The sequence below is a fragment of the Actinomadura atramentaria DSM 43919 genome (assembly GCF_000381885.1).
GTDB classification, from domain to species: Bacteria; Actinomycetota; Actinomycetes; order Streptosporangiales; family Streptosporangiaceae; genus Spirillospora; species Spirillospora atramentaria.
The window spans coordinates 509,108-530,275 of sequence record NZ_KB907209.1; the positions used below are offsets into that span (position 1 = coordinate 509,108).

20 protein-coding genes and 1 riboswitch are annotated in these 21,168 nt (G+C 76.1%); of the genes, 15 read left to right on the forward strand and 5 right to left on the reverse strand.

What is annotated here, in order from left to right; genetic code table 11:
* Positions 1–20 precede the first annotated feature (20 nt).
* A complete protein-coding gene (locus tag G339_RS0106335; protein ID WP_026341198.1) occupies positions 21–809 on the reverse strand; it encodes an SAM-dependent methyltransferase in 789 nt (262 codons plus the stop codon).
* Positions 810–936: 127 nt separating this feature from the next.
* Here G339_RS0106335 and G339_RS0106340 point away from each other — a divergent pair, with 127 nt between their 5' ends.
* Positions 937–1,734, forward strand: coding sequence for a methyltransferase domain-containing protein (locus G339_RS0106340; RefSeq protein WP_019630236.1), 798 nt, complete (start codon positions 937–939; stop codon positions 1,732–1,734).
* Between the two features lie 50 nt (positions 1,735–1,784).
* Here G339_RS0106340 and G339_RS0106345 read toward each other — a convergent pair whose 3' ends face one another.
* From G339_RS0106345 to G339_RS0106360, 4 genes are all read right to left on the reverse strand, one after another.
* On the reverse strand, positions 1,785–3,440 hold the full coding sequence (locus tag G339_RS0106345; RefSeq protein ID WP_019630237.1) for an acetolactate synthase large subunit: 1,656 nt from the start codon (positions 3,438–3,440) through the stop codon (positions 1,785–1,787).
* A gap of 115 nt (positions 3,441–3,555) precedes the next feature.
* Complete coding sequence (locus G339_RS0106350) at positions 3,556–4,575, reverse strand: LLM class F420-dependent oxidoreductase (protein WP_019630238.1); 1,020 nt, start codon at positions 4,573–4,575, stop codon at positions 3,556–3,558.
* Positions 4,576–4,700: 125 nt separating this feature from the next.
* Positions 4,701–4,901, reverse strand: a complete 201-nt coding sequence (locus G339_RS0106355; protein WP_019630239.1) for a DUF397 domain-containing protein — start codon at positions 4,899–4,901, stop codon at positions 4,701–4,703.
* Positions 4,898–5,740 (reverse strand): helix-turn-helix domain-containing protein, encoded by an 843-nt coding sequence (locus G339_RS0106360; RefSeq protein ID WP_033322345.1) that lies wholly within the window; start codon positions 5,738–5,740, stop codon positions 4,898–4,900. The genes G339_RS0106355 and G339_RS0106360 overlap by 4 nt, the downstream gene beginning before the upstream one ends.
* A gap of 214 nt (positions 5,741–5,954) precedes the next feature.
* On the opposite strand from G339_RS0106360, the gene G339_RS0106365 reads away from it, so the two are divergent.
* The 14 genes from G339_RS0106365 to G339_RS0106430 all read left to right on the forward strand — a co-directional run bounded on the left by G339_RS0106365 (position 5,955) and on the right by G339_RS0106430 (position 21,105).
* On the forward strand, positions 5,955–6,434 hold the full coding sequence (locus G339_RS0106365; protein WP_019630241.1) for an ATP-binding protein: 480 nt from the start codon (positions 5,955–5,957) through the stop codon (positions 6,432–6,434).
* 99 nt (positions 6,435–6,533) lie between these two features.
* A riboswitch (cobalamin riboswitch) is annotated at positions 6,534–6,652 on the forward strand.
* Between the two features lie 56 nt (positions 6,653–6,708).
* Entirely contained in the window at positions 6,709–8,832 is a 2,124-nt protein-coding gene (locus G339_RS0106370) for a putative cobaltochelatase (RefSeq protein WP_019630242.1), read from the forward strand.
* A 27-nt stretch (positions 8,833–8,859) separates the two neighbouring features.
* Complete coding sequence (cobO, locus tag G339_RS0106375) at positions 8,860–9,462, forward strand: cob(I)yrinic acid a,c-diamide adenosyltransferase (RefSeq protein WP_019630243.1); 603 nt, start codon at positions 8,860–8,862, stop codon at positions 9,460–9,462.
* Positions 9,456–10,907, forward strand: a complete 1,452-nt coding sequence (locus G339_RS0106380) for a cobyrinic acid a,c-diamide synthase CobB (RefSeq protein ID WP_019630244.1) — start codon at positions 9,456–9,458, stop codon at positions 10,905–10,907. The genes cobO and G339_RS0106380 overlap by 7 nt, the downstream gene beginning before the upstream one ends.
* Positions 10,904–11,524 (forward strand): GNAT family N-acetyltransferase, encoded by a 621-nt coding sequence (locus G339_RS0106385; protein WP_019630245.1) that lies wholly within the window; start codon positions 10,904–10,906, stop codon positions 11,522–11,524. Before G339_RS0106380 ends, G339_RS0106385 begins: the two co-directional genes overlap by 4 nt.
* Positions 11,521–11,997, forward strand: coding sequence for a hypothetical protein (locus G339_RS0106390; RefSeq protein ID WP_019630246.1), 477 nt, complete (start codon positions 11,521–11,523; stop codon positions 11,995–11,997). The genes G339_RS0106385 and G339_RS0106390 overlap by 4 nt, the downstream gene beginning before the upstream one ends.
* Positions 11,994–12,971, forward strand: a complete 978-nt coding sequence (locus G339_RS0106395; protein WP_019630247.1) for a hypothetical protein — start codon at positions 11,994–11,996, stop codon at positions 12,969–12,971. The genes G339_RS0106390 and G339_RS0106395 overlap by 4 nt, the downstream gene beginning before the upstream one ends.
* A 66-nt stretch (positions 12,972–13,037) precedes the next feature.
* The gene (locus tag G339_RS32790) at positions 13,038–13,442 is read left to right on the forward strand and encodes a cobalamin biosynthesis protein (protein WP_019630248.1); all 405 of its coding nucleotides are present in this window, start codon (positions 13,038–13,040) and stop codon (positions 13,440–13,442) included.
* A 13-nt stretch (positions 13,443–13,455) separates the two neighbouring features.
* The gene (locus G339_RS0106405) at positions 13,456–14,052 is read left to right on the forward strand and encodes a precorrin-8X methylmutase (protein ID WP_019630249.1); all 597 of its coding nucleotides are present in this window, start codon (positions 13,456–13,458) and stop codon (positions 14,050–14,052) included.
* Positions 14,049–15,071 (forward strand): Rv2231c family histidinol phosphate aminotransferase CobC, encoded by a 1,023-nt coding sequence (gene cobC / locus G339_RS0106410; RefSeq protein WP_019630250.1) that lies wholly within the window; start codon positions 14,049–14,051, stop codon positions 15,069–15,071. Before G339_RS0106405 ends, cobC begins: the two co-directional genes overlap by 4 nt.
* A 24-nt stretch (positions 15,072–15,095) precedes the next feature.
* Positions 15,096–16,166, forward strand: coding sequence for a nicotinate-nucleotide--dimethylbenzimidazole phosphoribosyltransferase (gene cobT, locus G339_RS0106415; protein WP_019630251.1), 1,071 nt, complete (start codon positions 15,096–15,098; stop codon positions 16,164–16,166).
* Between the two features lie 150 nt (positions 16,167–16,316).
* Positions 16,317–17,555 (forward strand): uroporphyrinogen-III C-methyltransferase, encoded by a 1,239-nt coding sequence (cobA, locus tag G339_RS0106420; protein WP_019630252.1) that lies wholly within the window; start codon positions 16,317–16,319, stop codon positions 17,553–17,555.
* The gene (locus tag G339_RS0106425; protein ID WP_019630253.1) at positions 17,552–19,453 is read left to right on the forward strand and encodes a P-loop NTPase family protein; all 1,902 of its coding nucleotides are present in this window, start codon (positions 17,552–17,554) and stop codon (positions 19,451–19,453) included. Before cobA ends, G339_RS0106425 begins: the two co-directional genes overlap by 4 nt.
* Positions 19,450–21,105, forward strand: a complete 1,656-nt coding sequence (locus G339_RS0106430; RefSeq protein ID WP_019630254.1) for a GTPase family protein — start codon at positions 19,450–19,452, stop codon at positions 21,103–21,105. The genes G339_RS0106425 and G339_RS0106430 overlap by 4 nt, the downstream gene beginning before the upstream one ends.
* The last annotated feature ends 63 nt before the right edge of the window (positions 21,106–21,168 follow it).

Here is a 21,168-nt window from a genome sequence, read left to right on the forward strand (position 1 = left end):
CGGCACCCTAGCGGCATTGGTCAGGGTTTGCGGGCTACTCCGCCGAACGTCATGACCTCGTCGGGAAAGTCGGTTCCGTCCGGACCGGGTCGCCAGCGCGGGCACGTCACGACGCCCGGTTCCAGCAGGTCGAGGCCGTCGAAGAACGTTCCGATCTCGGCACGGCCGCGCGCCCGGATGGGGTGCGGGGTGCCGGACTCGTTCCAGACGTCCATCGCCGTCCGCGTCGCCTCGACGTCCAGGCAGGCGTGGGTCAGGACGAGGTAGCTGCCGGAGGGGAGCGCGTCCACGAGCGTGCGGACGATCCGGGCGGCCTCGGCGTCGTCGGTGATCAGGTGGACGATCGCCAGCAGCATCAGCGCGACCGGCCGGTCGAAGTCCAGCGTCCGGGCCGCCGCGCGCAGGACCGCCTCGGGCGAGCGCGCGTCGGCGTCCACGTAGCTCGTCGCGCCCTCGGGCGTGCTGGTCAGCAGCGCGCGGGCGTGGCTGAGGACGAGCGGGTCGTTGTCGACGTACACGATCCGCGCGTCGGGCGCCAGGCGCTGCGCCATCTCGTGGGTGTTGTCGGCGGTGGGCAGGCCGGTGCCGACGTCGAGGAACTGGCGGACGCCCGCGTCCTCGACGAGCAGCCGGACGGCGCGGCCGAGGAAGCGCCGGTCGGCGCGGGCGGCGGCGGCGATGCCGGGGACGTGCCGGGCGACCTCGTCGCCGGCGCGCCGGTCGGCGGCGTAGTGGTCCTTGCCGCCGAGCCAGTAGTTCCACACGCGGGCCGAGACGGGCCGGGTGAAGTCGGTTACCTCCGCACTCATGCGTCACATCATCACATACCGCACCAAACATCGCCTCGTCTCAAATAATGAGATCCTATTCTCAAATACTGGGCAGCGGGTCTAGGGTCGGAGACGTCCACCGGACCTCGGAGGAAGGGCCCCGACCATGAGCACGTACACCCACGGCCACCACGCGACCGTGCTGAGTTCCCACCAGTGGCGGACCGTCGAGAACTCCGCCGCGCACCTGCTGCCCCACCTGGTGCCGGGCGCGTCCGTGCTGGACGTCGGGTGCGGGCCCGGCACCATCACCGCGGGCATCGCCGAACGCGTCGCGCCCGGCCGCGTCGTCGGCGTGGACGCGGCCGAGGCCGTGCTGGACGAGGCCGCGCGCGCCGCCCGCGAACGGGGCGCGACGAACGTCGAGTTCGCCGTCGCGGACGTCCACGCGCTGGAGTACGCCGACGACTCCTTCGACGTCGTCCACGCACACCAGGTGCTGCAGCACGTCCCCGACCCGGTCGGGGCGCTGCGCGAGATGCGGCGGGTGTGCCGGCCCGGCGGCGTCGTCGCCGTCCGCGAGGCCGACTTCGGCGGCATGATCTGGTACCCGAACCCGCCCGGCATGGACGACTGGCTGCGCGTCTACTACCCGGTCGCGCGCGGCAACGGCGGCGAGCCGGACGCGGGCCGCCGCCTGGTCGCGTGGGCGCGCGCCGCCGGGTTCGCCGACGTCGCCGCGTCCTCGTCGTCGTGGTGCTACGCGACGCCGGAGGAGCGCGAGTGGTGGAGCGAGTCGTGGGGCGGGCGGATGGTGCGGTCCCACGTCGCGGAGACGGCGGTGGCCGGGGGCCACGCCACGCGCGAGGAACTGGCGGCGATCTACGCGGGGTGGAAGGAGTGGGCGGCCGACGACGCGGGCTGGTTCTCGGTGACCCACGGCGAGATCATCTGCGTGGCGTGAACCGCCCGGCCGAGACGGCGGTTCACCCCACGCGAGTCGCGGGCGCGGGGTTAGAAGGGGTCGGTCAGTTCGCCCAGCTTGTCGGTGAGTTCCAGGTTGGCGCTGTAGTCGACCGGGACCGTCACCACCGAGACGCCGTCGTCCGACAGCGCCTTGCGCAGGGTCGGGAGCAGCTCGTCGGCGGACGTCACGCGGTAGCCGCGCGCGCCGAAGCTCTCCGCGTAGGCGACGAAGTCGGGGTTGCCGAACGTGATGTTCGAACTGCGGCCGAGTTCGAGGTCCATCTTCCAGCCGATGAGCCCGTACGCGCCGTCCTCCCAGATCAGCACCGTGATCGGGATGTTCTCGCGGACGGCGGTCTCCAGTTCCTGGGAGTTCATCAGGAACGCGCCGTCGCCCGTCGCGGCGAGGACGCGCCGGTCCGGGCGGGCGAGCTTGGCGGCGACCGCGCCCGGCACGGAGAACCCCATCGACGACAGCCCGTTGGACACCAGCAGCGTGTTCGGCTCGTACGTCGGGTACATCCGCGCCATCCACATCTTCACCGCGCCCGTGTCGGCGAGGACGATGTCGTGGCGGCCCATCGCCGCGCGGATGTCGGAGACGACGCGGCGCGGCGACAGCGGGAAGCCGTTCTCTTCGCGGCCCTGCTCCAGCTCGGCGCGGAGCATCCTGCGGATCTTCTCGCCCGCGCCCGCGCCGTCGAAGCGGCGGTGGACGGCGTCCGCGAGCTGCCGCAGCGTCCGGGAGATGTCGCCCTGGACGCCGACCGACACCGGGTAGTGGTCGTCCACCTCGGCGGGGCCGGAGTGGATGTGCAGGATCTTCTTGTCCGCGTTCGGGTTGATCTTGACGGGGTCGAACTCCTGCAGCTCGTACCCCACGGTGATGAGGACGTCCGCGAGGTCGAAGCCGAAGTTCGCGTAGTCGTGCCGCATGAACCCGACCGCGCCCAGCGCGAGCCGGTGGTCGTCAGGGAACACGCCCTTGCCGTTGAACGTCGTCGCGACCGGCACGCCCAGCCGCTCGGCGAACTGCACCAGCGCCTCGCCCGCGTGCGCGCGCGTCGCGCCGTGCCCCGCGAGGACGATCGGCCGCTGCGCCATCGCGATGACGTCGGCGGCGCGGGCGATCTGCGCGGGCGACGGCTCCTGCGGCCGGACGACGTCCACCTTCAGCGGCGCCAGCGTCGCCGGGACCGGCGCGGACTCCACGTCCTCGGGGATCGCCAGGTACACCGCGCCGGGCCGCTCGGTCTGCGCGACCTTGAACGCCTTGCGCACCATCTCCGGCAGCGCCTCGGCGGTCGGCGCCAGCTCCGACCACTTGGTGATCGGCCGGAACAGCGACACCAGGTCGACGATCTGGTGCGACTCCTTGTAGATGCGGTCCAGCCCGACCTGCGCGGAGATCGCCACGACCGGCGTGCTGTTGGTCTGCGCGTCCGCGACGCCGAGCTGCAGGTTGATCGCGCCCGGCCCGAGCGTCGCCGACGCCACCCCGGCGCGGCCCGTCAGCCGCCCGTAGATCTCCGCCATGAACGCCGCGCCCTGCTCGTGGCGGACGAGGACGTAGCGGATCGAGGACTCGCGGAGCGCATCGACGAAGTGGATGTTCTCCTCGCCGGGGATGCCGAAGACGTACTCGACGCCCTCGGCCTCCAGGATGCGGACGAGCAGCCGTGCGGCGTCGGCCTGCGTGGACATCGTGTGTCCCTCTTCCAGTCGCGGTGGTCCGCCGGTCGCGGACACTCCGTTCAGCGTCGCCTCCCATTCGATCATTCCGCCGCGCGGCTGTGGCACCGCCCACCCCGCGACCGGCTCAGCCCCGGACGAGGTCGCGCAGCGCGCGCAGCGTCGGCTCGTCGCGGACGCCCGCGAACAGCAGCGTCGTGACGGGGCTGTCGCGCCACAGCGCCAGCCGCTCGGAGATCCGCCCGAGCGGGCCGAGCAGCGAGATCGCGTCGGCCAGCTCGTCGGGGACGGCCTTGACGGCCTCGGCGCGGCGGCCGTCCAGGAACAGCTCCTGCACCCGTTCGGCCTCCTCGGCGTAGCCGAGCCGGCCGATGAGGTCGAGGTGGAAGTTGCGGTCCTTCGCGCCCATCCCGCCGATGTAGAAGGCGAGCGGGATCTTGGCGATCTCCAGCGCGCCCGCGAGGTCGTCGGTGACGATCGTGGTGACGGTCGCGGCGATGTCGAAGCCGTCCGGCCGGTGCGCGAGGGAGTCCCCGAACAGCGCGTCGATCCGCCGCGGGTCCACGAACAGCGGCAGCCAGCCCTGCGCGATCTCGGCGGCGAGCGCGATGTTCTTCGGGCCCTCCGCGCCGAGGTAGACGGGGATCTCGGGCCGCAGCGGGTGGACGATCGACTTCAGCGGCTTGCCGAGGCCCGTCCCGCCGGGCAGCGGCAGCGGGTAGTGCGGCCCGGCGCTGGTGACGGGCTCCTCGCGCCGCCAGACCCGGCGCACGATGTCGACGTACTCGCGCGTGCGGGCGAGCGGCTTCGGGAACGGCACGCCGTACCAGCCCTCGACGACCTGCGGCCCGGACGCGCCGAGCCCGAGCAGCATCCGCCCGCCCGACAGCGCGTCCAGGGTGAGGGCGTGCATCGCGGTGGCGGCCGGGGTGCGCGCGGAGATCTGCGCGACGGCGGTGCCGAGCTTGATGCGGCTGGTGCGCGCGGCGTACCAGGTCAGCGGGGTGAAGGCGTCCGAGCCGTACGCCTCGGCGGTGAACACCGCGTCGTAGCCGAGGCGTTCGGCGGCGAGCACGGTGTCGGTCTGGTCGTCGGCGTCGCGCTGCCAGTAGCCGACGTTGACGCCGATCCTGAGGTCCTCGGTCACGGGCGGTCCTTCCGGTTCGCGGGTCGCCCGTGCATGGTAGAACGCGTTCTAGTTTCGGTGGAAGGCCGGGCCGGGGCGGCCCGCCGGGCGGAGCACCGTCCGGCGGGCCGCGCGCTCGTGCCCGGTCAGGACGCGCGGACCGCGTCGAGCAGGGCGTTCCAGCCGGTCCGGGACACGACCAGCAGGGGGCCGCCGGGGTCCTTGGAGTCCCGGACGGCGCGCCGGGCGCCGGCCAGGTCCGCCACCTGGACGCACTGGTCCCCGCTGCCGCTGTGCGAGGACGTGCGCCACGCGGCGTCGGCGAGTTCGCGCTGGAGATGGTTCACGTGCTGCTCCTTGTCGCCTCGGTGATGAGGTGCGCGGACTCCTCGGGGCTCAGGGACGCCTCCTCGATCAGACGGAAACGTTCCCTGTGCTTTGCTATTTCCGCACTGCTTTCGATGTAAACGTCGCCCATCGTCCCTTCGACGTAGGCGATATCGGGGTCTGCGGGGTCTGGATACGAAAGAATGGTGAAACGTCCGTCAAGTCCGGCATGTTCCTTACGGGCGAAAGGGAGGATCTGTACCGTCACCAGCGGCCGCCGCCCCGCGACCAGCAGCGCCTCGAACTGCGCCCGCATCACCGCCGGACTGCCGATCGGGCGGCGCAGCACCGCCTCGTCCACGATCATGTGCAGGCGCGGCGCGTCCGGGCGGTCCAGCAGGCCCTGGCGGATGCGGCGGGCATCGATGCGGCGCTCGATCTGGTCGCGGTGGGGGAGCAGGCGGCCCGCGGTGATGACGGCGCGCGCGTAGTCCTCGGTCTGCAGGAGGCCGTGGATGAGCTGCGGGTCCCAGGTCCGGATGTCGGACGCGTCGTCCTCAAGCGCCACGTAGCTGCCCGCGAACACGTCCGCGTAGGCCGTCCACCAGCCGCGCTGCCCGGCCTCGCGGGCCAGCGTCAGCAGCGCGTCGCGGTCGGGGCTCGGGACGCCGTACAGGTCGAGCAGCGCGGCGACGTCGTCGGGTTTCGGACGCGTCTGCCCGGTCTCCAGCCGGGAGACCGTGGCGCGCGACCAGGCGAGGCGGTCCGCGACGTCCTGCAGCGTGAGCCGCTGCTCCTCCCGCAGTTTGCGGAGTTCCCGGGCCAGCCGGCGGCCGCGCACAGTAGGCCGGTAGTTCATGGTCGTCGAGTCTTTACGGCGGGGGCCGCGCGCACAACGCGATTGCCGGAATCCACGGCGATCCGCGCGCCCCGGCGAACTCGGCGGACCAATGTGGCGAAGGCAGTTGCGCCGGTGAGATTCTCACGAGACGCTGTCGCGTGACGGCTCGGGAACGCAATGTTACGAGTTGCCGGAAACCGACTCCGGCGTTCCGAGCGGGAGGACGGCCCCCGTGAAAGTCACAGCCCAGACCACCGAAACGAGCGGTGAACCCGGTGCTTCCGCCGCGGCCGAGCCGCCCCCGCCCCCCGACTGGGCGTGGACGCTGCCGGACGGCCCCGAGTGCGCCCGGCACGCGCGCGCCGCGCTCGACGGCGTCCTGGCCGCGCTCGGCCTGTCGGCCGGGGAGCGCGGCGACGCCCGGCTGATGGTCAGCGAGCTGGCCACCAACGCCCACCAGCACGCGACCGCGCCCGGCCCGCACGAGCTGTGGCTGACGCGCGGCCCCGCCGGGGAGCTGCGCTGCGCGGTGTTCGACCGCGACACCGCCGCCCGGCTGCCCGGCTACTCGTGGACGTCGGGCGACTGCGGGCGCGGGCTCAGCATCGTCCGCGAGCTGTCGGACGGCCGGTGGGGCGTGGCGTCCGCCGTCGCGCGCCTCGGCGAGCCCGGTCCGGGCAAGGCGGTGTGGTTCGTGATCCCTCGGGACTGAACCCCCCTTCTCGGGTGTAAGCCTGTTGAACTGCCCTGACGCCCTCCTACCGGTTCCTTCCGGACGCGGGTGTGCGATCCTTGCCTGCGACGGACGCGGAGGAACCCGGTGGAAATCCGGGGCTGTCCCGCAACTGTGACCGGGGAGCCTCCCTCGACGAAGCCACGGCGGAAACGCCGGAAGGCCGGGGGCGGCGGCGAGCCGGGAGCCAGGAGACTCCGGCCGTCGGCAGGCCGCCAACGGGCGTGGACACCCGAGGGAAGGACATCGAGGCATGGCCTCATCCAGCGACGCGCGCTATCCGTTCTCCGCGGTCGTCGGCATGGACGACCTCAAACTGGCGCTGCTGGTCAACGCCGTGTCGCCGCGTGTCGGCGGCGTGCTGGTGCGGGGTGAGAAGGGCACCGCCAAGTCGACGATCGTGCGGGCGCTCGCCGCGCTGCTGCCGCCGGTGCCGGTCGTCGCGGGCTGCCGGTTCTCCTGCGATCCCGCCGCGCCCGACCCGCGCTGCCCGGACGGGCCGCACGGCGCCGCCGCCGAGGCGCGCGCGGCGCGGCTGGTGGAACTGCCCGTCGGCGCGTCCGAGGACCGGCTGACCGGCTCGCTCGACCTGGAGCGCGCGCTCACCGAGGGCGTCACCGCGTTCGAGCCCGGCCTGCTCGCCGCCGCGCACCGGGGCGTGCTGTACGTGGACGAGGTCAACCTGCTGCACGACCACCTGGTCGACCTGCTGCTGGACGCGGCCGCGATGGGCGAGTCCCACGTCGAGCGCGAGGGCGTGTCGGTGCGGCACGCGGCCCGGTTCCTGCTCGTCGGGACGATGAACCCCGAGGAGGGCGAGCTGCGGCCGCAGCTCCTGGACCGGTTCGGGCTGACCGTCGAGGTCGCCGCGACCCGCGATCCCGCCGAGCGCGCCGAGGTCGTGCGGCGGCGGCTGCGGTTCGAGGACGACCCGGCCGGGTTCGAGGCGGGCTACGCGGGCGCCGAACGGGAGCTGGCCGCGCGCATCGCCGCCGCCCGCGACCGGCTGCCGGGCGTTGCGCTGACCGACGCGGCGCTGCGGCGGATCACCGCCGTCTGCGCCGCGTTCGAGGTGGACGGGCTGCGGGCCGACCTCGTCACCGCGCGCGCCGCGCTCGCGCTGGCCGCCTGGCACGGGCGGGACGCGGTCACCGCCGACGACGTGCGGACCGCCGCGCGGCTCGCGCTGCCGCACCGGCGGCGGCGCGACCCGTTCGACGCGCCGGGGCTGGACCGGGACCGGCTCGACGAGATCTTGGACGAGCACGCGGACGAGCCGGAGCCGCCGGACGACGGGCCGGGCGGGCCGGACGGCGGCGGGCCGGGCGGGGACGCGCCGGACGACTCGGCGCCGGGCGACTCCGCGTCGGGCTCCGTCCCGCCGCCCGCGTCCGGCGACGCGGCCGAGACCGGCGACGGCGAGAGCGCGGGCGAGAACTCCGACGCCGAACCCGTTCCCGAGACGGGCGTCGGCGCGGGCGAGGACCCGGACGCCGAGCGCGTGGACGCGCGCGGCGGCGCGGATTCAAGCGCGGGTTCAAACACGGGCGGCGACGCCGAGCCCGCCCCCGCCGGGGCCCGCTTCACCCCGCGCCTGTTCACCGTCCCCGGCCTCGGCGCGGGCGCGCCCGGCCGCCGCTCCCGGTCCCGCAGCCCGCACGGCCGCGTGTCCGGCGCGCGGCCCGTCCCCGGCGACGGGCGGCTGCGCGACGTCCACCTGCCCGCGACGCTGCGCGCCGCCGCGCCGCACCAGCGGTCCCGGGGCCGCACCGGCGCGGGCCTGGCCGTGCGGCGCGGCGACCTGCGCGCGGCCGTCCGCGACGGGCGCGAGGGCAACCTGGTGCTGTTCGTCGTGGACGCCAGCGGCTCGATGGCCGCGCGCCGCCGCATGACCGCCGTGAAGGGCGCGGTGCTCAGCCTGCTGCTGGACGCGTACCAGCGCCGCGACAAGGTCGGGCTCGTCACCTTCCGCCGTGCCGACGCCGAGCTGGTCCTGCCGCCGACGTCGTCGGTCGAGGCGGGCGCGCGGCGGCTGGAGCGGCTGCCGACCGGCGGCCGGACGCCGCTGAGCGCGGGGCTGCTGCGCGCGGCCCGCGTCCTCGCCGCCGAGCGGCTGCGCGACCCGGCGCGGCGGCCGCTGCTCGTCGTCGTCACCGACGGCCGCGCCACGCACGGCCCCGACCCGGCCCCGGCGGCTGCCGCGCTGGCGGGCGTGCTCGCGGACGGCGCGGCGGTCGTCGTGGACTGCGAGTCCGGGCCGGTGCGGCTCGGGCTGGCGGCGGCGCTCGGCGCGCGGCTGGGCGCGGAGACCGTCCGGCTGGACGACCTGGCCGCCGGGTCGCTCGCGGGCGTCGTCCGCGACCGCCGCGCCGCCTGACACCCCCCCGACATTAGGAGAACGACCATGCCGCAGGGCAAGCCGGAGAACGTCCCCGACGACGGGCTGACCACGCGGGCGCGCCGCAACCGGCCGCTGGTGATCGTCCACACCGGTCCCGGGAAGGGCAAGTCCACGGCCGCGTTCGGGCTGGCGCTGCGGGCGTGGAACCAGGGCTGGCCGGTCGGGGTTTTCCAGTTCGTCAAGTCCGCCAAGTGGCGGATCGGCGAGGAGGCCGCGCTGCGCGCCCTCGGCGAGGCGGCCGCGGGCGGCACCGTGACCTGGCACAAGATGGGCGAGGGCTGGTCGTGGATTCGCAAGCCCGGCAGTGAAGAAGACCACGCCGCCGACGCCCGCGAGGGCTGGGAGCAGATCAAGCGGGACCTGGCCGCCGAGACGTACCGGCTGTACGTCCTGGACGAGTTCACCTATCCCATGAAGTGGGGCTGGATCGACGTGGACGAGGTCGTCGCGGTGCTGCGCGACCGGCCCGGCGACCAGCACGTCGTCATCACCGGCCGGGACGCCGACCCGCGGCTGCTGGACTTCGCCGACCTCGTCACCGAGATGGCCAAGGTCAAGCACCCGATGGACCGGGGGCAGAAGGGGCAGAAAGGCATCGAGTGGTAGCCCGCCTCGTCGTCGCGGCCCCGTCCTCCGGCAGCGGCAAGACGACCGTCGCGACCGGGCTGATGGCCGCGTTCGCCGCGCGCGGCCTGCGCGTCTCCCCGCACAAGGTCGGCCCCGACTACATCGACCCCGGCTACCACGCGCTCGCCGCCGGGCGGCCCGGCCGCAACCTGGACGCCTGGCTGTGCGGGGAGGACGCGCTGGCCCCGCTGCTCCTGCACGGCGCGGCCGGGGCGGACGTCGCGGTGATCGAGGGCGTGATGGGCCTGTACGACGGGGCTTCGAGCGTCATGCCGGGCGGGTCCGGCGGGGACTCCGGGGGCGACTTCGCCTCGACGGCGCACGTCGCGCGGCTGCTGTCCGCGCCCGTCGTGCTCGTCGTGGACGCGTCGGCGGCGGCCGGACGGTCGGTGGCGGCGCTCGTCCACGGGTTCGCGACGTTCGGGCGCGTCCGCATCGGCGGGGTGATCCTGAACCGGGTCGGCTCGGACGCGCACGAGGCGATGTGCCGCGAGGCCGTCGCGGGGCTGGGTCTTCCGGTGCTGGGCGCGCTGCGCCGCCGCGACGACGTGGCCGCGCCGTCGCGGCACCTCGGGCTCGTCCCGGCGGCCGAACGCGGCGCGGACGCCGTCGCCGCCGTGCGCCGCCTGGGCGACCTGGTCGCCGCGACCTGCGACCTCGACGCCCTGCTCGCCCTCGCCCGCACCGCCCCACCCCTCACCGCACAACCCTGGACCCCGCAAACCGCCCTCACCATGAGCGCACCGGACACGGCACGCCCGACTGCTGCGCCCTACGGCGACGGACCCGGCCCGGCCGCGCGCGGGGCGGGGGCGCGCGGTCGGGGGTGGGAGCCGGTGGTGGCGGTGGCCGGGGGGCCTGCCTTCACGTTCGGGTACGCCGAGAACGAGGAGTTGCTGGCGGCGGCGGGGGCCCGGGTCGTGCGGTTCGATCCGCTGCGGGACGAAGAGCTGCCGGCGGGCACCGCCGCGCTCGTCATCGGCGGCGGGTTCCCCGAGGTCCACGCCGCCGGGCTGTCGGCGAACGCGCCGCTGCGCGCGAGCGTGGCCGCGCTCGCGGCGTCCGGCGCGCCCGTCTACGCCGAGTGCGCCGGGCTGCTGTACCTCGCCCGCGAACTCGACGGCGCCCCGATGTGCGGGGTTCTGCCCGATGTCTCCGCGTCGATGGCGCCGCGTCTCACACTGGGCTACCGTGCCGCCGTGGCGGTCGCCGACTCGGCGGTCGCCCGGACCGGCGAACGGGTGCGCGGCCACGAGTTCCACCGCACTCGGGCCACGCCCGGCCACGGACCCGCCGCGGCCTGGCAGTGGTCCCCGACGGGGCCGGAGGGGTTCGTGCGCGGCGCGTGCGTCGCGTCCTACCTGCACCTGCACTGGGCCGCGACGCCCTGGTTCGCGAGACGCCTGGTGGAGGAGTGCGCATGACCGAACGGTTCGACCCGCCCGTGACCCTGCGCGGCGAACGGGTGCTGCTGCGGCCGTTCGGCCTCGACGACGCCGAGGACTACATCGCCGTCCTGCGCGCCGGGGAGGACTGGCTCCCGCCGAACTTCCCCCGCGACCTGGACGCCGACAAGCTCGCCTGGTGGTTCGAGACCGGCGTCCACCAGCCGCAGCGGCTCGGCCTCGGCGTCCACCTGGCCGTCCTGGACGCGGCGAGCGGCGCGCTGGCCGGGACGATCGGGCTGTTCCGCGTCGACTGGGCCCAGCTCACCTGCGAGGTCGGGTACGGCCTGCGGCCCAGGTGGCGGGGGCGCGGGTACGCGACCGAGGCGCTGAAGCTCGTCGTCCGGTGGGCGCTGCACGAGCGCGGCCTGTACCGGGTGGAGCTGCGCGCGCTCACGTCCAACCACGCCTCGATCCGCGTCGCCGAGAACGCGGGGTTCCTGCGGGAGGGCCGGGCGCGCGGCGCGGAGCGCACCCCCGACGGCGCGCACCACGACCAGGTGGTGTTCGGGCTGATCGCGAACGACCTCGCGCGGGACCTGCCCGGCGCGCCTGAGGGCGCGGTGGCCCCGCCCGCACCAAGCTCGACGGCATGACCGCATCCACCGCCGCGCCCGGCGCGGCCGCCGCCGACCAGCCGTTCGTCCTGTGCGTGGGGGAGGGCGCGGGGGACGCCGCCCGCGCGATGCTCCCGCGCCTGTCCGCCGCGCGGTTCGCCGACGTCGGCGCGGCCGCGCTCGCCGCCGCCGTCCGGGACGCGGCGGCGGGGGCGGCGCAGGTCGTCGTGATCGGCGGGTTCGCCGAGCTGGCCGACGCCGCCGGACCGGCGGGCGGTTCGCGCGCGGCGGTCCTGGCGGACGTCGCCGCCGCGATGGACGCGCCCGTCCCCGGCCCCGGCGAGGACGCGCGGGCGCTGTGGGCCGCCGCCGGGGTCCTCGGCGTGTGCGGCCGGGAGCTGTGCCGCCGCGTCGTCGACCGCCTCGACGCCGCCGTCGCCGTGCAGGTCGTGCTGGTCGACGCCGCCGGACGCATGACCGGCATGGTCGGGCGGTCGGCCCCGGCCGGATGAGCGCCCCGCAGGGCTCGCCGGCCGTGCTCGCCGCGCGGGCGTTCGCGCGGGCCGGGCTGAGCGACGCCGACGCCCTGGTCGTGTCGGCGCGCGACGGCGGGCTGCGCCGCGCCGCGAACGCGTGCCGCGCGCACCGCAAGGTCGCCGTGCTCACCGGCCCGGCGGCGGGGCCCGCCGAGCTGGCCCGGGAACTGTTCCCGGTGACGCCCCGCACGTTCGTCGTCTGCGAGGACCTGGACGGCCCCGCCGAGCGGATCGAGCGCGTCCGGCCCGCCGAGGCCACGACGCGGCCGTGGCGCGACCCGCAGCTCGTGCTCGTCTTGGACCCGTTCGGGCGGTTCGACGAGCCGTCGTGGCTCGCCGGGACGCCGCCCGGCCCGGCGGGCTGGGCGCTGCCCGCCGCCGCGTTCGCCCGGCCCGCCGCCCCGGCGGCGGTCCGCGCGCTGGTCCTGGCCCGGGTCGGGCCGCGCGTCGGGGACCTGGTGTGGGACGCGGGGGACGCGGCCGGGCCCGTCGCCGTCGAGTGCGCCCGGCTCGGCGCGGCGGCCGTCGCCGTCGCCGCCGACCGGGCCGCCCGCGCGGCGATCCGCGCCGACGTCGCCGCGCACCGGGTGAAGGCCGCCGTCGCGCGCGGCTCGTCGCCCGCCGTGCTGGCGCACCTGCCCGAGCCGGACGCGGTCGTCGTCACCGGGGACGCCGGTCTCGCCGCCCGGTGCGCGGCGCGGGCGCTGCGCACGGCCGTCGCCGTTCACGCGGCCCCCGAGCCCGCTGAGGCGGCGGCGGACGCGTTCCGCGCGGCGGGCTTCGCCGTCGAGACGATCTCCCTCACGACCGGAACCGAGGCGGACGGGCCTCGGCGCGCGCCCGAGCACGCGTACGTCGTCTGCGGCGACCGCGAGCCCGGCCGGGGCGTCCCGCAGCGCCCGGCCGCGCCCCCCGCCCGCCGCGTCGAGACCCTGGCGGAACCGTGGTGAGGGCGCCGTGGTGAAGGCGCCGTGGTGAGGGCCCCGTGGTGAGGGCCCCGTGGTGAAGGTGCCGTGGTGAGGCGGCTCGTCGTCGGCGTCGGATTGTCGTCCGCCGCGACGCCCGCCGAACTCGCCGCGCTCGTCGACCACGTCCTGGCCGTCGCCGGGGCCGACCGCCGCGACGTCGCCCGGCTCGCGACCCTCGCCGCCCGCGCGGACGCGCCGCCGGTCACCGCGCTCGCGCGGGCGCTCGGCGTGCCCGTGGACGGCCACGCCGCCGCCGACCTCGCGGCCGTCGCAGTCCCGAACCCGTCCGAGACCGTCCGCGCGCGGACCGGCACACCCTCGGTGGCGGAGGCCGCCGCCCTGCGGTCCGCCCATACCCTGGGACGCGCGGTACTGCTCGTCGGCCGGACCGCGGCCGCCCGCGCCACCGCCGCGCTCGCGGGCCCGCCCCGGCCCGAGCCGTCCACGAACTGAAAGGCAGGGACCGGTGACCGTCCGCCAGCCCCACCCGATCGAGGTCCGGTCGTACGAGATCCTGCGGTCCCGCGTCGACCTCTCCCCGATGCCCCCGCTGTGGCGGGCGGTGACCGAGCGGATCATCCACGTCAGCGCCGACCTGGAGTACGCCGTCGATGTCGTCACCCGCGAGGACGACCTGCGCCGCGGCCTGGCCGCGCTGCGCGCGGGCGCGCCGATCGTCGCGGACGAGGGCATGGTCGTCGCCGGGATCACCGCCCGCCGCGCGGTGTGCGCGCTGGCCGACCCCGACACCGGGCGGCTCGCCCGCGCCGCCGGGATCTCCCGCGAGGCCGCCGCCGTCCGCAACGCCTACGCCGAGGTCGGGCCGGGCGCGCTGTGGGTCGTCGGGTCCGCGCCCGCCGCGCTGCGGGAGATCATCGCGCGGGACGTGCGGCCCGCGCTGGTCGTGGGGCTGCCGGTCGGGTTCGTGGACGCGGCCGCCGCCAAGGAGGCGCTGCGCGCCAGCGGGCTGCCGCAGGTCAGCAACGTCTCGGAGAAGGGCGGCTCCGCCGTCGCCGCCGCGGCCGTCAACGCGCTGCTCTACTCGACGGAGGCCACCCCGTGACCGCCCCCGGGATCGACCTGCGCCACCACGGCGACGCCGAGGTGGGCGGCGGGCTCGTCGACTTCGCCGTCAACGTCCGCACCGGGACGCCGCCGGAGTGGCTCGCCGAGCGGGTCCGCGCGTCCGTCGCGGACCTGGCCGCCTACCCCGACGCGACCGCCGCGACCGCCGCCGTCGCCGCCCGGCACGGCCGCGCGCCCGCCGAGGTGCTGCCGACCGCCGGGGCCGCCGAGGCGTTCGTGCTGCTCGCGCGGGTGCTCGCGCCGCGCCGCGCCGTCGTCGTCCACCCCCAGTTCACCGAGCCGGAGGCCGCGCTGCGCGCCGCCGGGCACGCCGTGGACCGGGTCGTCCTCGGCGGGGACTTCGCGCTGGACCCCGCCGCCGTCCCCGAGGACGCCGACCTCGTCATGATCGGCAACCCGACGAACCCCACGTCGGTGCTGCACCCGGCCGCCGCCGTCGCGGCGCTGGCCCGGCCCGGCCGCCTCGTCGTGGTGGACGAGGCGTTCATGGACTGCGTCCCCGGCGAGCCCGAGAGCCTGGCCGGCGCGCTCCCGCCCGGCGTCGCGGTGATCCGCAGCCTCACCAAGACGTGGGGCCTGGCCGGGCTCCGCGCCGGATACGTCCTGGCCGCGCCCGCGCTGGTCGCCCGGCTCGCCGACGCGCAGCCGCTGTGGGCCGTGTCCACGCCCGCGCTCGCCGCGATGGAGGCGTGCTGCGCGCCGGCGGCCGTCGCGGAGGCGGACGCGTGGGCCGCCGCGATGGGCCGCGAACGCGACCGGCTGGCCGCCGAGCTGACCGGGCGCGGCATCCACGTCGTCCCCGGCGCGCGCGCCTCGTTCCTGTGCGTCCGGGTGCCCGACGCCCTCGGCATCCGCGCGCTGCTGCGCCAGCGCGGCTACGCCGTCCGGCGCGGCGACACCTTCCCCGGCCTCGGCCCCGACTGGCTGCGCATCGCCGTCCGCGACCGCGCCGCCCACGACGGCCTGCTGAAGGTCCTCGCGGACCTCGGCGTCTGACCCCCGCAGAGCAAGGAGCCCCCGATGCCCGCCGACCCGCTCCAGGAGACCCTGGCCGCGATCACGCCGCCCGACGACGCCGCGATCCGCGACGCCCGCGACCTGCAGAACCGGCTCACCAAGCCGCCCGGCTCCCTCGGCGTCCTGGAGGACGTGTCCGTCCGGCTCGCCGGGCTCGCCGGGCAGTGCCCGCCCCCGCCGCCCGAGCCCGCCGCCGTCGCCGTCTTCGCCGCCGACCACGGCGTCCACGCGCGCGGCGTCTCGCCGTGGCCGCAGGAGGTCACCGCGCAGATGGTCGCCAACTTCCTGGCCGGGGGCGCGGTCGTCAACGCGTTCGCCGGGCAGGTCGGGGCCTCGGTCACCGTCGTGGACGTCGGCGTCGCCGCCGACCTGCCCGCCGCGCCCGGCCTGCTGGACCGCAAGATCGCGCGCGGCACCGCCGACCTGGCCGCCGGGCCCGCGATGACGCCCGAGCAGGTCCGCCGGGCCGTCGCGACGGGCGTCGAGGTCGCCCGCGCGCTCGTCGCGGACGGCGCGCGCTGCCTGGTCACCGGGGACATGGGCATCGCCAACACCACCGCGTCCGCCGCGCTGATCGCCGCGTTCACCGGGCGGCCCGCCGCCGACGTCACCGGCCTCGGCACCGGCATCGACGCCGACACCCACGCCCGCAAGGTCGCGATCGTCGCGGGCGCGCTGGAGCGGCTGCCCGCCGGAGCCGACCCGCTGACGGTGCTGGCCGAGGTCGGCGGGCTGGAGCACGCCGCGCTCGCCGGGTACATCCTGGGCGGCGCGGCGCTGCGCGTGCCCGTCCTGCTGGACGGGGTGATCGCCGGGGCCGCCGCGCTCGCCGCCGCCGCGCTCGCCCCCGACGCCGTCGCCGCCTGCGTGGCCGGGCACCGCTCCGCCGAGCCCGGCCACGCCGCCGCGCTGGCGCATCTGGGCGTCCGGCCGCTGGTGGACCTGGAGCTGCGGCTCGGCGAGGGCACCGGCGCGCTGCTGGCGCTGCCGCTCGTGCAGGCGGCCGTCCGGGTCCTGCACGAGGTCGCCACGTTCGACGCGGCGGGCGTCGCCGACAAGCGGGAGGAGTCGTAACGACCTGGTCACGGTATGGGCCGGTGCCGCACATCGGCGGCTCCGGCGCTCTCCATCGACCCGCCGTTCCGAGTACCTTTATGCGCAAAGAACCATGTCCGTCACGCTCGTCCGAGAACGACCGTCCAGACTGATCGAGAGACCCACGCCGTGCCCCCGTACCTGCTCGGACTCCGGCTCGCCGGACGACGCGTCCTCGTCGTCGGCGGCGGTCGCGTCGCCCAGCGCCGCGTGCCCGCCCTGCTGGCCGCCGGAGCCGACGTGGTCCTGGTGTCGCCCGAGATCACGCCGTCCCTGGAGGACCTGGTCGCGGCGGGCCGCCTCACCTGGCACCGCCGGACGTACGAGCGCGGCGACTGCGCCGGGGCGTGGCTCGTGCAGGCCGTCACCGACGACGGCAAGGTCAACGCCGCCGTCGTGGCCGAGGCCGAGACCGCGCGGATCTGGTCGGTCCGCGCCGACGACGCCGACGCCTCGCCCGGCTGGACGCCCGCCAGCGGCCAGGTCGGCGAGACCACCGTCGGCGTGCTGTCCGGCGGCGACCCGCGCCGCGCGGCCGGGCTCCGCGACGCCATCGTGGACGGCGTCCGCGACGGCGGCCTGGCGTCCCGGCACTCGCGGCGCAAGCCCGTGGGCGTCGCGCTCGTCGGCGGCGGGCCCGGCGACCCCGGGCTGATCACCGTCCGGGGGCGGCAGCTCCTGGCGATGGCCGACGTCGTCGTGACCGACCGGCTCGCGCCCCGCGAGCTGCTGGACGAGCTGGCCCCGGACGTCGAGGTGATCGACGCCGCCAAGATCCCCTACGGGCGCACCGTCCCGCAGGAGAGCATCAACGACTACCTCGTGGAGCACGCCAAGCAGGGCAGGTTCGTCGTGCGGCTCAAGGGCGGCGACCCGTTCGTCTTCGGACGCGGCGGCGAGGAGGCCCTGCACTGCGCCCGGCACGGCGTCCCGGTGACGGTCGTCCCCGGCATCACCAGCGCCGTCGCCGTCCCCGGCGCGGCCGGGGTGCCGGTGACGCACCGCGGCGTGTCGCAGGAGTTCCACGTCGTGTCGGCGCACGTCCCGCCCGGACACCCCGCGTCCACGGTCGACTGGGCCGCGCTCGCCGCGTCCAAGGGCACGCTCGTGCTGCTGATGGCCGTCGAGCGCATGGAACTGATCACCGAAGCCCTCATAGGCTATGGTCGGTCGTCCGACACGCCGGTCGCCGTGGTGCAGGAGGGGACGCTCCCGGGCCAGCGTTCGCTGACGGCGACCCTGGCGACGGTCGCGGGCGAGATGCGCGCCGCCGGAGTCCGGCCACCGGCGATAGCGATCGTGGGCGACGTCGTCACCGTGGCACAGGAGATCGACACGTTGCGAGCCGACTTGGGACGGGATCCGTGACCTCCCCCGCAGACCGAAGCGCCGTCCAGGACGGCGCCGCCGACCCCGACGGGCCGGGCGCGCCCGCCGAGACACCAGACAAGGACCGCCCCGTCGAGACGAACAGCACCGCCGCCGGAGAGCCCGCCGAGCCCGCGGTGCCCGCGCCCGCCGTCCGCACCGAGGCCGTCGCCCGGACCGGCGCGGGCACGGTCCGGCCCGGTTCGCTGACCGTCCGCCAGCGCGCCCTGACCGAGGCGCTCACCGCCCTGCGCGAACGGCTCGGCGCGTTCGAGTTCGTCCTGGACCTGCCCGGCGTCGAGGACGCCCGCGAAGCCCGCTCCGAACTGGGCAACCAGCTCGAGGACTACGTCCTGCCGCGCGTCCAGGCCGCCGGGACGCCGATGCTCGTCGTCCTCGGCGGCTCCACCGGCGCGGGCAAGTCCACGCTGGTCAACACGCTCGTCGGCACCCGCGTCAGCGCCACCGGCGTGCTCCGGCCCACCACCAGCAGCCCGATCCTGGTCTGCCACCCCGACCACGCCGACTGGTTCCTCGAAGGCCCGCTGCTGCCCGGCATGGGCCGCGTCCGCGGCCCCGCGCCCGACGCCATCGCGGGCGACCAGCTCGTCGTCATCGCCAGCGAGTCCCTGCCGCCCGGCCTCGCCCTGCTCGACAGCCCCGACTTCGACTCGGTCTTCGAGGACCACTACGAGTTCGCCACCAAGCTGATGGCCGCCGCCGACCTGTGGCTGTGCGTCACCACCGCCGCCCGCTACGCCGACGCGCAGGTCTGGGACATGATCGGCCGCGCCCGCGACAACGGCGCCACCATCGGCGTCGTGCTGTCGCGCGTCCCGCAGGGCGCGGGGTCCGAGGTGGTCGAGCACTTCCAGACGATGCTGGACGAGCGCGGCATCGGCACCGCCCGCCGCTTCACCGTCCCCGAGACCCGCATCGAGGACAGCCGCCTGCCCGAGGAGGCCGTCGAGGAGGTCCGCGGCTGGCTCACCGGCGTCGCCGAGAGCGCCGCCGACCGCGAGGTCGTGGTGTCCGAGACGCTCGCCGCCGTGCTGGACAGCTTCCGCACCCGCGTCCCGGAGATCGCCCGGCACGTCGAGGCGCAGGCCGAGCAGCGCGCCGAGCTGGCCCGGATCGTGGAGGGCGCCTACGGCACCGCGCTCGCCGAACTGGACGAGGCCACCCGCAACGGCTCCCTGCTGCGCGGCGAGGTGCTCGCCCGCTGGCAGGACTTCGCGGGCACCGGCGACCTGCTGCGCTCGCTCCGCGTCCGCGGCCGGGGCAAGGGCGCCAAGCGCGGCGCGCGGCGGCACCGCAGCCCGAGCCGCGTCCGCGCGCTGAAGTCCGCGCTGCGCGCCGGGCTCGAATCGCTCATCGTCTCGTCCGCCGAGCACGCCGCCGAGCAGGTCCTGGCGGGCTGGCGGGAGCACCCGGCGGGCGGGCCCGTGCTGGCCCGGCCGTCCTCGGCGCTCGGCACCGCCTCGCCCGAGCTGGCGCGGCGCGTCACCCGGGCCGTCAGCTCCTGGCAGGACCACGTGCAGGAGCTGGTCCGCACCGAGGGCGTGACCAAGCGCTCGGTCGCCAAGCTCGTCTCGTTCGACGCCGAGGCGGTCTCGCTCGTCCTGATGATCGGGCTGCTCGGCTTCGGCACCTCCGACGTCGCCGTCGAGGCCGGCACCAGCGCCGTCCCGCAACGCCTGCTCAAAGCCCTCTTCGGGGCCGAGTCGCTGCGCGGCATGGGCGCCAAGGCCCGCGCCGACCTGCGCAGCCGCATCGGCATGATCTTCGACGAGGAGGCGATCAGGTTCGGCCAGGCGCTGGACGCGGCCGGCATCCCCGACCAGACCGTCCCCGCGCGCCTCCTGCAGGCCGCCCGCACCCTGGAGGCCGCCCGATGACCACCTCCGCGCTCCCGGCGGAGTCCGCCCGGGCCGAGCCCGCCGGCGCGGCCGCGCTGAGCGCCCGCCTCGACGGCCTCGCGCGGCTCGCGGCCGACGGCGAGGACCGCGTCGACCGCGCTCTTCTCGACGACGCCCGCGTCCTGCTGGACCGCGCCGGGCAGCGGCTGAAGCTGTCGGGCGACCACACCGTCGTGACGCTGGCGGGCGGCACCGGCAGCGGCAAGTCGTCGCTGTTCAACGCCGTCTGCGGGCTCGACCTGTCGCCGACCGGCGTGCGGCGGCCGATGACGTCCAAGGCCCACGCCTGCGTGTGGGGGCTGGACGGGGCCGGGCCGCTGCTCGACTGGCTCGACGTGGACAAACGCCACCGCTACGCCCGCGCCAGCGCCCTGGACAACCGCGCCGACCAGTCGCTGCAGGGGCTGGTGCTCATCGACCTGCCCGACCACGACTCCATCCAGGCCGTCCACCGCGCCGAGGTCGACCGGTTCGTCACGATCGCGGACCTGCTGGTCTGGGTCGTGGACCCGCAGAAGTACGCGGACGCGGCCCTGCACCGCAACTACATCGTCCCGTTCGCCCGGTACGCGGCGGTCACGCTGATCGTCCTGAACCAGGTCGACAAGCTCCAGCCCGGCGAGGTCGACGACTGCGTCGCGGACCTGCGCCGCCTGCTGGAGGCCGAGGGCCTGGCCAAGCCGAAGATCATCACCACGTCGGCGGTCGCGGCGGACGGCATCGACGGGCTCCGCACCGTGCTCACCGAGACCGTCGCGGCGCGCGAGGCCGGGGCGGCGCGGCTCGCCACCGACCTCGACCGGCTCGCGGACCGGTTCCTCGTCCACCGCTCCGACGAGGAGCCGCCCACCGCCGTGCCCGCCGCCAAGCGCGACGAGCTCGTCGGGGAGCTGACCGACGCGGCCGGGGCGCCCGCCGTCGCCGAGGCGATGGAGAGCGCCTACGAGCTGCGCGCCGCCGACTTCGTGGGCTGGCCCGTCCACGCCCTGATCGCCCGGCTGCGCAGCGACCCGCTGCGCCGCATGCGGCTCACCGAGTTGCGCGACGAGCTGCGCGGCGCGTTCACCGGGCCGGTCGGCGCGCAGCAGGGCGACGTGGACAACGCCCTGGTCAAGGTGACCGAGGGGTACGCCGACGCGCTGCCCGAGGCGTGGGCGCGGTCCGTCCGCGCCGCCGCGCGCACCCACGCGCACGACCTGCCGGAGGCGCTCGGCTCGTCCCTGCGCGACGTGCTGCCGGGCTTCAACCAGGTGCCGCGCTGGTGGTGGCTGGTGAAGACGTGGCAGTACTTCCTCGCGCTCGCCACCGTGCTCGGGCTCGGGTGGATCGGCGTGCTCGTCGTGTATGCGATCATCGGGGCGGACTCGGGGACGAACCGGCTGCTGGGCGACGCCGGGCTGATCCCGTACATCGCCGTCCTCGCCGTCTGCATGCTGGGCATGGGCTGGCTGACGTCGGCGGCGTGCCGGAACATGGCGGCGCTGTCGTCCGCCAAGCACGGCGAACGGTTGGAACGCCACATGCGCGAACGCATCGAACGGCTCGCGGACGCCAAGGTCATCCGGCCGATCGGCGAGGAACTGGCCCGGTACGCGCGGTTCCGCGCGGACGTGGAGACGCTGCGCGGCTGAGGGTTATCCACAGGCGGCCGCCGGTTTTCCTTTCTCGACGGCCCGTGCCGCAGCGTGGTCCCC

Bases quoted from the DNA above. Each gene is read 5' to 3' on its own strand.
- G339_RS0106360 (WP_033322345.1), bottom strand. From the start codon at position 5,740: ATGAACTACCGGCCTACTGTGCGCGGCCGCCGGCTGGCCCGGGAACTC.
- cobT (WP_019630251.1), top strand. From the start codon at position 15,096: ATGCCCGCCGACCCGCTCCAGGAGACCCTGGCCGCGATCACGCCGCCC.
- G339_RS0106385 (WP_019630245.1), top strand. From the start codon at position 10,904: ATGACCGAACGGTTCGACCCGCCCGTGACCCTGCGCGGCGAACGGGTG.
- G339_RS0106345 (WP_019630237.1), bottom strand. From the start codon at position 3,440: ATGTCCACGCAGGCCGACGCCGCACGGCTGCTCGTCCGCATCCTGGAG.
- G339_RS0106340 (WP_019630236.1), top strand. From the start codon at position 937: ATGAGCACGTACACCCACGGCCACCACGCGACCGTGCTGAGTTCCCAC.
- cobO (WP_019630243.1), top strand. From the start codon at position 8,860: ATGCCGCAGGGCAAGCCGGAGAACGTCCCCGACGACGGGCTGACCACG.
- G339_RS0106335 (WP_026341198.1), bottom strand. From the start codon at position 809: ATGAGTGCGGAGGTAACCGACTTCACCCGGCCCGTCTCGGCCCGCGTG.
- G339_RS0106395 (WP_019630247.1), top strand. From the start codon at position 11,994: ATGAGCGCCCCGCAGGGCTCGCCGGCCGTGCTCGCCGCGCGGGCGTTC.
- G339_RS0106390 (WP_019630246.1), top strand. From the start codon at position 11,521: ATGACCGCATCCACCGCCGCGCCCGGCGCGGCCGCCGCCGACCAGCCG.
- G339_RS0106370 (WP_019630242.1), top strand. From the start codon at position 6,709: ATGGCCTCATCCAGCGACGCGCGCTATCCGTTCTCCGCGGTCGTCGGC.
- G339_RS0106430 (WP_019630254.1), top strand. From the start codon at position 19,450: ATGACCACCTCCGCGCTCCCGGCGGAGTCCGCCCGGGCCGAGCCCGCC.